This window comes from Nonomuraea sp. NPDC047897 (assembly GCF_043204415.1).
Classification (GTDB): Bacteria; Actinomycetota; Actinomycetes; order Streptosporangiales; family Streptosporangiaceae; genus Nonomuraea.
In genome coordinates this window covers 192,888-206,984 of record NZ_JBIDCC010000006.1, presented here as the reverse complement: position 1 = coordinate 206,984, position 14,097 = coordinate 192,888, and the positions used below count along the sequence as shown (strand labels likewise).

The following is a 14,097-nucleotide window of genomic DNA, read 5'->3' as shown; positions in this document are numbered from 1 at the left end:
GCACTGCTTCCCCCCGATGGGCGCCCTCGCGCCGGCCGCGCGGGGGCGTCTCCAGGGTGGCAGAGGTGGCCGCCGGGCGGGGGCCGAACGGAAAGGGCCGCGCGGGAGTTTCCCGCGCGGCCCTTTCGGTCGGTGATCGTGGTGTTACAGGTACTGGCCGGTGTTGGCGACGGTGTCGATGGAGCGGCCGGCCTCGGCGCCCTGCTTGCCGGAGACGAGGGTGCGGATGTAGACGATCCGCTCGCCCTTCTTGCCGGAGATGCGGGCCCAGTCGTCGGGGTTGGTGGTGTTGGGCAGGTCCTCGTTCTCGGAGAACTCGTCCACGCAGGCCGTGAGCAGGTGCTGCACCCGCAGGCCCTTCTGGCCGGTTTCGAGGAACTGCTTGATGGCCATCTTCTTGCCCCGGTCGACGATGTTCTGGATCATCGCGCCGGAGTTGAAGTCCTTGAAGTAGAGGACTTCCTTGTCGCCGTTGGCGTAGGTCACCTCGAGGAAGCGGTTGTCCTCGCTCTCGGTGTACATCCGCTCGACGACGCTCTGGATCATGCCGTGGATGGTGGCCTCGCGGGATCCGCTGTGCTCGGACAGGTCGTCCGGGTGGAGCGGGAGGTCCTCGACGAGGTACTTGGAGAAGATGTCCTTGGCCGCCTCGGCGTCCGGCCGCTCGATCTTGATCTTGACGTCCAGGCGGCCGGGCCGCAGGATCGCCGGGTCGATCATGTCCTCGCGGTTGGAGGCGCCGATGACGATGACGTTCTCCAGGCCTTCGACACCGTCGATCTCCGACAGGAGCTGCGGGACGATGGTGTTCTCGACGTCGGACGACACGCCGGAGCCTCGGGTGCGGAAGATCGAGTCCATCTCGTCGAAGAACACGATCACCGGGGTGCCCTCGGAGGCCTTCTCCCGTGCGCGCTGGAAGACCAGGCGGATGTGCCGCTCGGTCTCGCCGACGTACTTGTTGAGCAGTTCGGGGCCCTTGATGTTGAGGAAGAAGCTCTTGCCGGACTGGCCGGTCTTCTCCGCGACCTGCTTGGCCAGGGAGTTGGCGACGGCCTTGGCGATGAGCGTCTTGCCGCAGCCGGGCGGGCCGTAGAGCAGCACTCCCTTGGGAGGGCGCAGCTTGTGCTCGCGGAACAGGTCGGCGTGCAGGTAGGGCAGCTCGACGGCGTCCCTGATCTGCTCGATCTGGCGTGAGAGTCCGCCGATCTCCTCGTAGGAGATGTCGGGGACCTCTTCGAGCACGAGCTCCTCGACCTCGGACTTGGGGATGCGCTCGTAGACGTAGCCCGAGCGGGGCTCGAGCAGCAGCGAGTCGCCGGCCCTGATGGGCTGGCCGACCAGCGACTCCGCGAGCCGGACGACGCGCTCCTCGTCGGCGTGTGAGATGACCAGGGCGCGCGATCCCCCGTCGAGGATCTCCTTGAGCATCACGATCTCGCCGACCTCTTCGTAGCCGAGTGCCTCGACCACGTTGAGCGCCTCGTTGAGCATGACCTCCTGGCCGCGCCTGAGCGAGTCGACGTCGACGGCCGGGCTGACGTTCACCCGCAGTTTGCGGCCGCCGGTGAACACCTCGATCGTGCCGTCTTCTCGGGCCTCTAGGAAGGTGCCGAAACCGGATGGCGGCTGCGCCAGCCGGTCGACCTCCTCCTTGAGGGCGACGATCTGGTCCCGGGCCTCCTTCAGTGTGGCGACCAGGCGCTCGTTCTGGCCGGTGACGGCCGCGAGATTCGCCTGTGCCTCGTGAAGGCGCTCTTCGAGGACCCTGGCCTGACGGGGTGACTCGGCCAGCTTCCGCCTCAGCGCGGTGATCTCCTCCTGCAGGAAGGAGACCTGTGTTGAAAGATCAGCGACCTCCCGTTCGCGCTGCGCGGCTCGAGCCTCAGCATCATCGCGAGCTGCCACGCCCCGTCACCTCCTTCCCAGTCGAGGGCGACTACTTAGGACCTTACCTATCTCGGGCCCCTCCGTAACCTGGCCGGGCAGTGTTCGTAGAGTGACATACAGTGTTCGGTGAATTATCCCTAATGGTGCGTTTGATACTGCCAGCATCTGAACACGGGCGCATGTTCCCGTGTCAGGCGACAACGCACCCTCGTGGCCAAATCGTCATAGTTCCTCGGTGGTTCCCTTCGGTCGTCTGCGGCGCGGCGGGGGTGTGACGCCGTCCGCCATGCGACGGGCCGTGACGAGGAAACCCGTGTGCCCGATCATCCGATGGTCGGGACGTACGGCGAGCCCTTCGACATGCCAGTCGCGAACCAGGGTCTCCCACGCGTGGGGCTCGGTGAAACTCCCGTGATCGCGAATCGCCTCGACCGTTTTCGACATTTGGGTCGTGGTGGCCACGTAGCAGCAGATCACGCCGCCCGGCGTGAGGGCCTTGGCGGCGGCGTCGACGCACTCCCAGGGGGCCAGCATGTCGAGGATCACCCGGTCGACGTCGATCTCGTCGATGGCGGACACCAGATCGCCGACGACCAGCCGCCAGTTGCCCGCCGGGCCGTCCTCCTCGGCGCCGAAGAACTTCTCCACGTTGCCCCGCGCGATGTCGGCGAAGTCCTGGCGCCGTTCGTAGGAGGTGACGTGCCCCTCGGGGCCGACGGCACGCAGCAGGAAGCAGGTCAGCGCGCCGGAGCCGACGCCGGCCTCGATGACGCGGGCGCCGGGGAAGACGTCGGCCATGCCGACGATCTGCGAGGCGTCCTTGGGGTAGATGACGGCCGCGCCGCGCGGCATGGCCAGCACGTAGTCCTGGAGCAGGTGGCGGAAGGCGAGGTACTGGGTGCCGCCGGAGGAGCGCACCACGGAGCCCTCCGGCTGCCCGATCAGGTCGCTGTGCGGGATGGCGCCCTTGTGCGTGTGGAAGACGCCGTCCTGCTTGAGCGTGATCGTGTGGCGCTTGTTCTTGGGGTCGGTGAGTTGCACCTGGTCCCCCACCTGGAACGGCCCATGCCTGCGGAAACCCATGGCGGCAAGGTTATCGGGCTTTCGAGGGGTCTCTGACGTGCGGTATCTATGGGGGATGCTCCCCCGTGACGTGATCTCCGCAGGCCCGCTGGTGCTGCGCCCACCGGTCGAGGCGGACGCCGAGGCGATCGTGGCCGCATGCGACGACCCGGAGGCGGCCGGCTGGCTGTCGCTGCCCTCGCCGTACACGCCGGACGACGCCCGCGCCTACCTCGCCTCGGCCGCGGACCGGTGGCGTGACGGCGGCGCGGAGTTCGCGATCACGGAGGGCGGCGCGCGGGTGGGGTCCGTCGGCGTCCGGCCGCCCGACCGGTGGGGCGCGGTGGAGATGGGCTACCTGGTGGCGCCGGCGGCGCGTGGCCGGGGGGTGGCGACCGGGGCGGTCCGGGCGGTGACGCGGTGGCTGTTCGACCAGGGCGTGCACCGGGTGGAGCTCCAGGTGGCGGTGGAGAACGTCGCCGGCCTCGGGGTGGCCTACCGGGCGGGGTTCCGCGAGGAGGGGCGGCGGCGCGAGGTCAGGGTGGCGCGTGACGGGCGCCGCGTCGACGTCATCGAGCTGTCCAGGCTGGCCGGCGATCCGGGCGAGGGTGAGCCGCCCTACCTGCCGCCGTTCAAGGGCGGTGAGCTGACCGACGGCGTGGTGCGGCTGACCCCGCTCGACGTGGCGGACGCCGCCGACTTCCACGCGATGATGGCCGAGCCGAGCGTGGCCGCCTACCGCTTCGGGCCGGCGACGACGCCGGAGGACGACGAGCGGCGCTGCCGCAACACGGGCTACTGGTGGGTCTCGGGCCAGCGGGTGGAGCTCGCGGTCCGCGACGCGGCGTCCGGCGGCTTCGCCGGGCAGTTGCAGCTGGTGCAGGTGGCGCCGACGCTGGGTCAGGCCGCGGTGGGCTACTGCCTGCGATCGGAGTTCCGGGGCAGGGGGTTCATGACGCGGGCCGTGCGGCTGCTGGTGGACTGGGCGTTCGGTCACACGCCGCTGCACCGGATCGTGGCGGGCACGAACGCGCGCAACACCGCGTCGCACGCGGTGCTGACGCGGGCCGGGTTCGAGCGGGAGTGCGTGCACCGGGAGCTGTTCCCCGGCGCGGACGGCACGCGGTCGGACGACGTGCAGTGGGTACGGTTGCGGCCGCGGTAGGTCTTCTTCCGCTTCGCGCCCGGAAACGGCAGAAATTTCCCTTTCCCGTTGGGGTCTGGTCAAGTGCCGCGCGGAGGGTGATACTCCGGGTCACCGCCACTGATACTTCCGTGACCGGGGCCGCGCCACCTCGCCCCCTCCTGCCGAGGGACACCAGGATGCCTTGCAACCGTGTCGATGCCGCCATGCGCCAGCTGATGACCTCGCTGTCCGGACTCGACCCCGCTGAGCTCCACGACCGGCTCGCCCGGACCGCGGCCGCGGTCACCGGCGCCCCCTGCGCCGGGTTCGCGCGGGTGGACCCGCTCGGCGAGCGGGCCACCGTCGTCCACGTCCACGCGCCACCGGGCGATCCGCTGGGGGTGCGGGAATGGCTGGCCGGGTCGGGGGTGCTCAAGGCCCTCGCCGTGTCGCCAGGCCGGGCCCTGCTCCCCCGCGACGCCTCCGTGGGCGAGCCCGGGTTCCTGGCCGTGCCGGTGCCGCCGGTGCCGCCGGTCCGGTGCGAGGAGGTGCTCGTCTGGGTGGCCGGCCGCGACTTCGGCGAGTGCGACGAGCACCTGCTCGGCCGCTTCGCGACGGCCGCCGGACGCGCCCTGGAGGCGGCCAACGGGCTGGAGGCGGCCGTCCGGATCCTGCGCGGCGTGCAGGCCTTCACCGGCGCCGCCGTGCCCCGCGCGCGTCGCCTGCCGGCGGCCCCCGTGCCGGTCTCCTGGCCCGCCCCCAGGTGAGGCGGGGTCGGGCCCCGGCCGCCTGACGCCCCGGGCAGGGAGGCGGCGGGCAGGGAGGTCAGCCGCGGTGGGGCTCGAAGCGCAGCGTGCGGGACACGCCGACGCGGACGGTGGTGCCGGGGGCGATGGTGACGGGCTCGTTGGGCGGGATGTCGTAGAAGTTGGGATCGCCCGGCGGCTGGATCTGGGTGCCGTTGACCGAGCCGAGGTCCACCAGGTTGACGTCCCAGCCGTCGAGCGCGACGCGCAGGTGGCGGCGCGAGACGGAGCCGTCGGGGCTGGTGACCTTGGCCGGCCTGGCGGAGCCGCCCGCCACCTCGGGGGCGCGTTCGGGGTCACGGCCGAGAAGGTAGTCGGACTCCAGCGGCAGCGCGGTGCCGTCGTCGAGGACGAGGACGCCGAGCGACGGGCGCGGCCCCTTGTACGGGACGAGGGTGCGCTGCACCAGGGCGATGCCGCAGACCGCGCAGTAGGAGGCGCGCGGGTCGTTGAAGTGGTCGTTCTTGCAGTCGACCCCGTAGACGAGCGGCCGGTCGCCGTGGTCGGGCCGGTCGGGCTGGTCCTGCTGCGCCGGCTGCTCGTAGGGCTCCGGGGCGCCCACCGGCTGGGGCCCGGGCTGGTCGGCGTGCTCGGGCGCCTGCTGGGGGCCCGCGTCGAAGTAGTCGGGCACGGCGGACAGGTGCTGGCCGGGCTGGCCGAAGGGGCCGGCCCGGCCCGGCTGGTCGTAGTCGCCGGAGGCGGGACCGTTCCCTGCGGGGGCGGGCTCGTCGAGGCTGGAGAAGGAGTCGTAGTGCTCCGGGCGGTAGGGGGACGGCTCGGCGGCCTGGGGGCCCGACGGCGGGCCGGGCTGGAAGCCGTGCTGGGGCGCTGAGTGCTGCGCCGGGGGGAGGCTCGGGGCCGCGGGCGGGTGGTCGCCGGACATCGGGTAGGGCGGGTTGTTGACCACGGGCCGCTCGGGGGCGGGCACGGCATGGACGGGGTCCGGGGCGGCCTGGACGGGCTCGTGCTGGACGGGCTCGTGCTGGATGGGCTCGTGCTGGATGGGCTCGTGCTGGACGGGCTCCGGCGCAAGCTGGGCGGAGGCGGGCTGGACGGGCGCGGGTGCCGCCTGGGCCAGGTCGGGCTCGAAGTGCAGGGCCGTGTTGGGCAGCTCGCTGGTGAGCTGGCGGGCCGGCGCGGCGGTCTGCTCGCCGAACTCGCCCGCGAGGCCGGCGCCGTGGACGACGCCGCCGTCGAACCGGACGGCGGGGTGGGCCCGCCCGGCGCCGGGCAGGGTGAGCTCGACCCGGGTGACGGGCCCGCCGATGAGCCGGTCGGCCCAGGTGAGGGAGTCGCTGCCGGACAGGCGCGTCTCGCCGTCGGCGGTGCTGATCGTGGCGGCGGCCGCGCCGCTGACGAGGACCGCGACACCGCCGTCGCCGACGGGGCCGGCCACGGCGCAGGTGGCGGGGTCGCCGGTCATGTTGGCGGCGAGCACCTGCGCGGCGCGGCGGGCGAGCGCCCTGCCGTCGCCGCCCGCGGCGGCCGTGGAGCGCAGCGCCTCGATCAGGTCATCGGCGGCGGCCTCGCCCGCGTCGCAGGCCAGCAGCAGCCCGCCCAGGTAGGCGACCAGCCCGTCGCCGGGAAGCGGGCGCACCAGCCCGAAGCCCTGGCCGGTCATGAGTCCTCCTTCATGCCGACGGTGCCGCGGTCATCGGTGGCCTCGCTGCGCTCGGTCACTCAACTCTCCTCCCCGGAAGCCGGCGGTGGCACGGAACCGCACTGCCGTGCCGGCCGGCCCAACGCGTACCCGGACGACGGGACGCCGCGGCGGCCGTCCCGTCTCGGGACCGGGACGGACGCGGCCGCGGCAGAACCCTTGACCCTGTAAGTCTGGTCGAACGGAACCCTATCGGCCAGCCGTCGCTTCCTCGAACCTCCGGGGGCGCGCTCCGGGCCGATCAGCCGGCTACGACCCTAGCCGCTCGTGCCGGCTCTTCGAGCGGGACAGGTCAGACGCCGGTGAAGACGCGGTTGACGTCCACCGTGGCCAGCACGCCGTAGATCTCGCCGCCCCGCTCGACGAGGAGGTACTCGCCGGCCGGGGTCTCGCGCATGGCGTCGATGAGCGGCTCGCCCTCCAGATCGGCGGCGAGCACCAGCGACGGCTCCAGCGACTTGGCCATGGAGCCGACGTTCACCCAGGGGCGGCGGTGCTCCGGGGTGGCCTGCACGGCCGTCTCGTTGACGATGGCGACCGGGCGGCCTTCGTGGTCGACGACGACGAGGGCGCCGGCCCGCTGCTCCGCCGCCTGCCGCAGCGCCTCCGACAGCGGCGTCTCGGCGGTGACGGGGATGGCCCTGCGGGCCAGCCCGCGGGCGTTGACCTGCGGGATGCGGGCGCGGATGCGGGCCACGCTGAGCGACTGGCTGGCCCCCATCCAGATGAACGAGGCGAGCACGAGGGGCCACAGCAGGCTGGCGTAGTCGACCTCCTGGCCGCTCATCATGGCCATGGCGAACGGCGAGACGATCAGCAGCACGGCGAGGACCCGGCCGCCCCAGGCGGCCGCGACGGTGCCGGTGACGGGCCGGCGGGTGAGCTTCCACACGCCGGCGCGCAGCATCCGGCCGCCGTCGAGCGGCAGCCCGGGCAGCAGGTTGAACACGCCGACGATCAGGTTGGCCACCCACAGCTGCCAGACGAGCACCTCGGGGATGCCGCCGCCGTTGAAGAGGTAGACGTCGGCGGCCAGCCCGATCCCGGCGAGCCCCAGGGACAGCGCCGGCCCGGCGGCGGCGACCATGAACTCCTTGCCCGGCGTGGGCGGCTCCTTCTCGATCTCCGACACGCCGCCGAGCAGGTAGAGGGTGATCCGGCGGACCGGCAGGCCGTAGGCCTTGGCGAGCACGCTGTGGGCCAGCTCGTGCAGCAGCACGGAGACGTAGAGCAGCACGGCGAACACGAACGCCACCGCGTAGGCGACCGCCTGGTCGAGGTGGGGCAGCATGTCCTGGACGCGGCCGCCGATGACCCAGGTGATGAGCGCGGCCACGATGAACCAGGTCCACGAGACGTAGACCGGAATGCCGAACGGTCTCCCCATCCGAAGACCGGAGAACTCCTGTCGCGGGCTCTGCTCGCTCACCGCACTCCTCGTCGTGTGTCCCATGCCGGCGCTGCCTCGATGCTACGCGCCCGGTCACGTGATCCCGATCCCGGCGAGGTCTATTCTGTCGGCTTCTTGACCTAGAGTGCGGTGCATGACGTCGACCGAGCCGGTGATCATCGGAGCTCTCTCCCCGTCCCGGGCGGGCGACTACATGACGTGTCCGCTGCTCTACCGGTTCCGCGTGATCGACCAGTTGCCGGAGCGGCCGTCCCAGGCGGCGGTCCGCGGCACGGTGGTGCACGCGGTGCTGGAGCGGCTCTACGACCTGCCGGCGCCGAGGCGTTCGGTGCGGGCGGCGCTGGAGCTGCTGGAGCCGCAGTGGCAGCGGCTGCTGGCCGACGAGCCGGCCTACGCGCAGATGTTCGCCGACGAGGCGGAGCAGGCCGAGTGGCTGGCCCAGGCGCGCGGCATGCTGGAGCGCTACTTCACGCTGGAGGACCCGACGCGGCTGGAGCCCGCCGAGCGGGAGCTCTACGTGGAGGCGGTGCTCGACGGGGGGCTGATGCTGCGGGGCTACGTCGACCGGCTCGACGTGGCGCCGACCGGCGAGGTGCGCGTCGTCGACTACAAGACCGGCAGCGCGCCGACGCGTGACTTCGAGGCCAAGGCGCTGTTCCAGATGAAGTTCTACGCGCTGGTGCTGTGGCGGCTGCGCGGTGAGGTGCCGCGGTTACTTCAGCTCGTTTACCTGGGCGGGTCGGGCGAGGTGCTGCGGTACGCGCCCGACGAGGCCGACCTGCTGGCGACCGAGCGCAAGGTGCGGGCGTTGTGGGAGGCGATCGAGCGGTCGCTGCGGTCGGGCGAGTGGCGGGCGCGGCGCAGCCGGCTGTGCGACTGGTGCGACCACCAGGCGCTGTGCCCGGAGTTCGGCGGCACCCCGCCGCCGGTCCCCGACCGGCAGCCGGGCGACACCGTCCGCAGCAGCCGCCGCGCCGCCACCGACGAGTTGTAGGGGTCCGTTCGCGCGGGCGCCCTGCGGGACGCGCCCGGTGCCGGGCCGGGTCCGGCTCTTTCGCAGGAGGTCGTCTCCTCCCCTGGGAGGAGGTTGGCGGCTTTCGCCCGGCCCTACATTGAAGCGGTGCGCATCGACCGGACTCTGCTTCCCGACACGGTGCTGGCTGTGGCGGTGGCGGCGGCCTCGGTGGCGCTGTTCGTCCTGTACGGGCCCGAGCCGCCCGCCCCGGGGCTGCGGCCGCCCGACGCGTCCGGGGTGACGCTGGTGCTGCTCGCCTGCGTCCCGGTGGCGGTGCGCAGGCGATGCCCGGTGGCGGGGCTGTGGGCGGCTCTGGCGCCCGAGACCGTGCTGTCCGCGCTCGGCTACGGCACCGGTGTGGCCGGGCTGGCGGGGCTGGTGATGCTCTACTCGGTGGCGTCCTACCGGGGGCTGGCGGTGGCGCTGGGGGCGCTGCTGCTGGCCGGCACGCTGTACCTGGCGGGCGCGCTGGCCGGGTCCACGGCGGGGCTGGGCGTGAGCGACCACCTCATGGTCGTGGTGGTGCTGGTCGCGGTGTGGGGGGCGGGCAGGAGTCTGCGGCTGCGCCGGGCGTACCTGGAGGAGCTGAAGGACCGCGCGGCCCGGCTGGAGCGGGCGCACGCGGCCGACACGCGCGCGGCGCGGGCGGAGGAGCGGTCGCGGATCGCCCGCGAGCTGCACGACGTGGTGGCGCACCATGTCAGCGTGATGACCGTGCAGGCGTCGGCGGCGGGCAAGGTGCTGGCGTCCGATCCGGAGCTGGCGCGCGAGGCGCTGGCGGCGATCGAGCACACGGGCCGGATGGCGATGGCGGAGATGCGCAACATCGTCGGGGTGTTGCGCGCGGACGCGCGGGCCGAGCTGGGGCCGCAGCCGGGAACGGGCGACCTGCCGGCGCTGGTGGCGCAGATGCGGGAGGCGGGGCTGGTCACGCGGCTGACGGTGGAGGGCAGCGCGGGGGCGGTCCCGGCCGGGGTGGACCTGGCCGCCTACCGGCTGGTCCAGGAGGGGCTCACCAACACGCTGCGGCACGCCGGGGCGGGCGCGCGGGCCCTGGTGACCGTGCGGCACCTGCCGGGCGAGCTGGACGTCAGCGTGGCGGACGACGGCGGCGGCGAGGCGCGGCCCGCCGGTCAGCCGGGTCACGGCTTGGTGGGCATTCGCGAGCGCGTGGCCCTTTATGGTGGAATCCTCAGCGTCGGCCCGAGGCCGGGGGGCGGTTTCGAGGTGCGGGCGAGGTTCCCGCTGAAGGACGGACGATGACGATCAGAGTGCTGCTGGTGGACGACCAGCCGCTGCTGCGCACGGGGTTCCGCCTGATCCTCGAGGCCGAGCCGGACATCACCGTGGTGGGGCAGGCGGGCGACGGCAAGGACGCCCAGGAGCAGACCAGGGCGTTGCTGCCCGACGTGGTGCTCATGGACATCCGGATGCCGGGCGTCGACGGGATCGAGGCGACCCGCCGGATCGTGCGGGAGGCGGCGCCCGCGGCGCACGTGCCGAAGGTGCTGGTGCTGACGACGTTCGACCTGGACGAGTACATCGTGGAGGCGTTGCGGTCGGGCGCGTCGGGGTTCCTGCTGAAGGACGTCCCGCCGGACGACCTGGTGCAGGCGATCCGGGTGGTGGCGGCGGGCGACGCGATCGTGGCGCCGAGTGTGACGCGGCGGCTGCTCGACCGGTTCGCGGCGCGGTTGCCGTCGGCGTACGAGCAGACGACGCCGGCGCGGCTGGACCGGCTGACGGAGCGGGAGCTGGAGGTGCTGCGGCTGATCGCCAAGGGCATGTCCAACGCGGAGATCGCCGCGAAGCTGGTGGTCAGCGAGACGACGGTGAAGACGCACGTCGGCAACGTGCTGACGAAGCTGGGGCTGCGTGACCGGGTGCAGGCCGTGGTGCTGGCGTACGAGACCGGGCTGATCACTCCGGGCGCCCTGTCCTGACGGGCGGGAGGGGCCCCGCCCCGGCGGTGGAGGGGCCGGGGCGGGGGGTGTCGAGCCGGCGGGTCAGGCGGTGGCCGGGGTGCCGGCGGGGTCCGCCGGCACGTCCGGGGCGTTCTCCGGGAAGTGGCAGGCCACCCGGTGACCGCCCGCCAACTCCTCCAGCGGCGGCTCGACCGTCTTGCAGATCTCCTGGGCCTTCCAGCACCGCGTGTGGAAGCGGCACGCGGGCGGCGGGTTGAGCGGGCTGGGGACGTCGCCGGTGAGGCGGATCCGCTCGCGGCCGGCGCGCGCCCTCGGGTCGGGCACCGGCACCGCCGACAGCAGCGCGTTGGTGTAGGGATGCATGGGCGCGCTGTAGAGGCGCTTGCGGTCGGCGATCTCGACGATCTTGCCGAGGTACATGACGGCGACCCGGTCGCTGATGTGGCGGACCACCGACAGGTCGTGCGCGATGACCACGTAGGTGAGGTCCAGCTCGCCCTGGAGGTCCTCCAGGAGGTTGACGACCTGGGCCTGGATGGACACGTCGAGCGCCGACACCGGCTCGTCCGCGATGATCAGCTTGGGTTTGAGCGCGAGCGTGCGGGCGATGCCGATGCGCTGGCGCTGGCCGCCGGAGAACTCGTGCGGGTAGCGGTTGTAGTGCTCGGGGTTGAGGCCGACGAGTTCGAGGATCTCCTGGACGGCCCGCTTGACGCCCTGCTCGGGCCGGACGCCCTGGATGCGGAACGGGGCGCCGACGATGGCGCCGACCGTGTGCCGCGGGTTGAGCGACGAGTAGGGGTCCTGGAAGATCATCTGCATGTCGCGGCGGAGGGGGCGCAGGCTGCCCTGGCTCGCGTGGGTGATGTCCCGGCCCTCGAAGACGATCTTCCCGCCGGTGGGTTCGAGGAGCCTGGTGACCAGCCGGCCGGTGGTGGACTTGCCGCAGCCGGACTCGCCCACCAGGCCGAGCGTCTCGCCCTTGAACACCTCGAAGCTGATGTCGTCCACCGCCTTGACGGCGCCGACCTGCCGCTTGAGCAGGCCCTTGTGGACGGGGAAGTGCTTCTGCAGGTTCTGCACGGACAGAAGCGGCTCGTTCTGGCTCACTGGGTCTCCAGCACTGGCTTGATCTCGTTCTCCCACAGCCTGCGCCGCTCGGCCTTGCCGAGGTGGCAGCGCACGAGGTGGCCGCCCTCGGTCTCGGCGAGCGGCGGCACCTCGGTGTCGGCCTTGCCGCCGGTCAGCTCGGCGTACGGGCATCGGGGGTGGAAGGCGCAGCCCGGCGGGACGTTGATGAGGGACGGCGGGCTGCCCTTGATCGGCAGCAGCCGTTCGGTCCGCTCCCGGTCGAGTCTGGGCATGGAGCCCAGCAGCCCCCAGGTGTAGGGGTGTTCGGGCCGGTAGAAGATGTCCTCGGTGGCGCCGTACTCGATGCACCTGCCCGCGTACATGACGAGGATGTCGTCGGACAGCTCGGCGACCACGCCCAGGTCGTGGGTGATGATGATGAGCGCGGAGTTGAACTCGCGTTGCAGGTCGCGCATGAGGTCGAGGATCTGGGCCTGCACGGTCACGTCGAGCGCGGTGGTCGGCTCGTCGGCGATGAGCAGCTCGGGGTCGCACGACAGCGCCATCGCGATCATGGCGCGCTGGCGCATGCCGCCGGAGAACTCGTGCGGGTAGGAGTCGACGCGGCGGCCCGGCTCGGGGATGCCGACGCGGCCGAGCATGTCGACGGCGTGCTTCTTGGCGACGGACTTGGAGACGTCGTGGTGGATCCGGTACGCCTCGATGATCTGGTCGCCGACGGTGTAGTAGGGGTGCATGGCCGACAGCGGATCCTGGAAGATCATCGCCATCTTCTTGCCGCGCAGCCCGCGCACGTGCTCCTGGGAGGCGGAGACGAGCTCCTCGCCGTCGAGCCAGATCTCACCGGAGATCTTCGCCCGGCCGCCCTTGTGCAGGCCGAGGATGCCGAGGCTGGTGACGCTCTTGCCGGAGCCGGACTCGCCGACGATGCCGAGGGTCTTGCCCCGCTCCAGCCCGAAGGTGAGGCCGTCGACGGACTTGACCAGGCCGTCGTCGGTCGGGAAGTGGATGCGCAGGTCCTTGACGTCGAGGAAGCTCTGCTGGCTCACGTCAGCCTCACTCTCGGGTCGACGACGGCGTAGAGCAGGTCGACGATCAGGTTGGCCAGGATGACGAACAGGGCGGCCAGGAGGGTGACCCCCATGACCTTGGGCAGGTCCTGGTTGGTGATGGCGTCGATGGCGTACTTGCCGAGGCCGTTGAGCGAGTAGGCGGTCTCGGTGAGCACCGCACCGCCGATGAGCAGGCCGAAGTCGAGGCCGAAGATCGTGATGATGGGCGTCAGGGCGCCGCGCAGGCCGTGCTTGACGATCACCTTGCGTTCGACGAGGCCCTTGGCCCTGGCCGTGCGGATGTAGTCCTCGTTCATCGTCTCCAGCATGCCCGCCCGGGTCAGGCGCGCGTAGGTGGCGGCGAACAGGAAGGCCAGCGTGATCCACGGCAGCAGCAGGCCGTAGGCCCAGCGGGCCGGCGATTCCTCGATGGTGACGTAGTAGCCGCCCTGGGCGGCCCAGTTGAACGGGTTGCCGTAGGCGAAGATCTGCAGCGAGATGAGGCCGGTGAAGAAGATGGGCAGCGAGACGCCGGCGAGCGCGACGATCATCGCGAACCGGTCGAAGACGGTGCCTCTTCGCAGGGCCGACAGCACGCCGATGCCGACGCCGAGCAGCACCCAGATGAGCGCGGCGCCGATGGCCAGCGACAGGGTGACGGGCAGCCGGTTCATCAGGTCGGGGAAGACGGGCTGGCGGGTGATGAAGGAGTAGCCGAGGCACGGGGCCGGGCACTGCTCGACGCCCGCTCCGTAGTCGTACTCGGCTCCGGCGACGATGCCCTTGACGTACCTGCCGTACTGCACGATCAGGGGGTCGTTGAACCCGAGGCGTTCGGCGGCCAGCTTGGCCGTCTCCTCCGTGGCCGTCCGGCCGACGTAGCGGCTGGCCATGCCCTCGGCGGTGGCTCCCGCGAGCCGCGGCACGAGGAAGAAGATCGCGAAGGTGGCCATGCTCACAATGGCGAGCATGATCACTGCGCTGATCAGGCGTCTGATGATGTATGTGAACACAGTGCCCGGCCCGGCGGCCGCCCCGGGGTTCGCCCGGGACGGCCG

The 14,097-nt window shown here is 72.0% G+C and carries 12 protein-coding genes; 5 read left to right on the top strand and 7 right to left on the bottom strand.

Annotated elements, in window-relative coordinates; genetic code table 11:
* Positions 1-144: 144 nt before the first annotated feature.
* Together arc and ACGF0J_RS15760 are read right to left on the bottom strand one after the other, a co-directional pair.
* On the bottom strand, positions 145-1,908 hold the full coding sequence (gene arc, locus ACGF0J_RS15765; protein ID WP_393146184.1) for a proteasome ATPase: 1,764 nt from the start codon (positions 1,906-1,908) through the stop codon (positions 145-147).
* Between the two features lie 204 nt (positions 1,909-2,112).
* Entirely contained in the window at positions 2,113-2,973 is an 861-nt protein-coding gene (locus ACGF0J_RS15760; protein WP_101786804.1) for a tRNA (adenine-N1)-methyltransferase, read from the bottom strand.
* Between the two features lie 55 nt (positions 2,974-3,028).
* Between ACGF0J_RS15760 and ACGF0J_RS15755 the strand changes: the two genes are divergently transcribed.
* Positions 3,029-4,117, top strand: a complete 1,089-nt coding sequence (locus tag ACGF0J_RS15755; protein WP_393146182.1) for a GNAT family N-acetyltransferase — start codon at positions 3,029-3,031, stop codon at positions 4,115-4,117.
* A 185-nt stretch (positions 4,118-4,302) separates the two neighbouring features.
* Positions 4,303-4,845 (top strand): hypothetical protein, encoded by a 543-nt coding sequence (locus ACGF0J_RS15750; protein WP_393146180.1) that lies wholly within the window; start codon positions 4,303-4,305, stop codon positions 4,843-4,845.
* Positions 4,846-4,903: 58 nt separating this feature from the next.
* On the opposite strand, the gene ACGF0J_RS15745 is transcribed toward ACGF0J_RS15750, so the two are convergent.
* Both ACGF0J_RS15745 and ACGF0J_RS15740 read right to left on the bottom strand, forming a co-directional pair.
* Complete coding sequence (locus ACGF0J_RS15745; RefSeq protein ID WP_393146178.1) at positions 4,904-6,505, bottom strand: FHA domain-containing protein; 1,602 nt, start codon at positions 6,503-6,505, stop codon at positions 4,904-4,906.
* A 331-nt stretch (positions 6,506-6,836) separates the two neighbouring features.
* Entirely contained in the window at positions 6,837-7,931 is a 1,095-nt protein-coding gene (locus tag ACGF0J_RS15740) for a site-2 protease family protein (protein WP_393146176.1), read from the bottom strand.
* Positions 7,932-8,088: 157 nt separating this feature from the next.
* On the opposite strand from ACGF0J_RS15740, the gene ACGF0J_RS15735 reads away from it, so the two are divergent.
* From ACGF0J_RS15735 to ACGF0J_RS15725, 3 genes are all read left to right on the top strand, one after another.
* Positions 8,089-8,949 (top strand): RecB family exonuclease, encoded by an 861-nt coding sequence (locus ACGF0J_RS15735; RefSeq protein WP_393146174.1) that lies wholly within the window; start codon positions 8,089-8,091, stop codon positions 8,947-8,949.
* A 126-nt stretch (positions 8,950-9,075) separates the two neighbouring features.
* Positions 9,076-10,233, top strand: coding sequence for a sensor histidine kinase (locus ACGF0J_RS15730; protein ID WP_393146172.1), 1,158 nt, complete (start codon positions 9,076-9,078; stop codon positions 10,231-10,233).
* Complete coding sequence (locus tag ACGF0J_RS15725; protein ID WP_393146170.1) at positions 10,230-10,913, top strand: response regulator; 684 nt, start codon at positions 10,230-10,232, stop codon at positions 10,911-10,913. The genes ACGF0J_RS15730 and ACGF0J_RS15725 overlap by 4 nt, the downstream gene beginning before the upstream one ends.
* A gap of 63 nt (positions 10,914-10,976) precedes the next feature.
* Here ACGF0J_RS15725 and ACGF0J_RS15720 read toward each other — a convergent pair whose 3' ends face one another.
* Genes ACGF0J_RS15720 through ACGF0J_RS15710 form a run of 3 tightly spaced genes read right to left on the bottom strand, consistent with a single transcriptional unit; the run spans position 10,977 to position 14,052 of the window.
* Positions 10,977-12,041 carry an ABC transporter ATP-binding protein gene (locus tag ACGF0J_RS15720; RefSeq protein WP_393146168.1) on the bottom strand — a complete coding sequence of 355 codons (1,065 nt, stop codon included), beginning with the start codon at positions 12,039-12,041 and terminating at the stop codon, positions 10,977-10,979.
* Positions 12,002-13,036, bottom strand: a complete 1,035-nt coding sequence (locus tag ACGF0J_RS15715; protein WP_393146166.1) for an ABC transporter ATP-binding protein — start codon at positions 13,034-13,036, stop codon at positions 12,002-12,004. Before ACGF0J_RS15715 ends, ACGF0J_RS15720 begins: the two co-directional genes overlap by 40 nt.
* Positions 13,033-14,052 carry an ABC transporter permease gene (locus ACGF0J_RS15710; protein WP_393146164.1) on the bottom strand — a complete coding sequence of 340 codons (1,020 nt, stop codon included), beginning with the start codon at positions 14,050-14,052 and terminating at the stop codon, positions 13,033-13,035. The genes ACGF0J_RS15715 and ACGF0J_RS15710 overlap by 4 nt, the downstream gene beginning before the upstream one ends.
* Between the last annotated feature and the right edge of the window lie 45 nt (positions 14,053-14,097).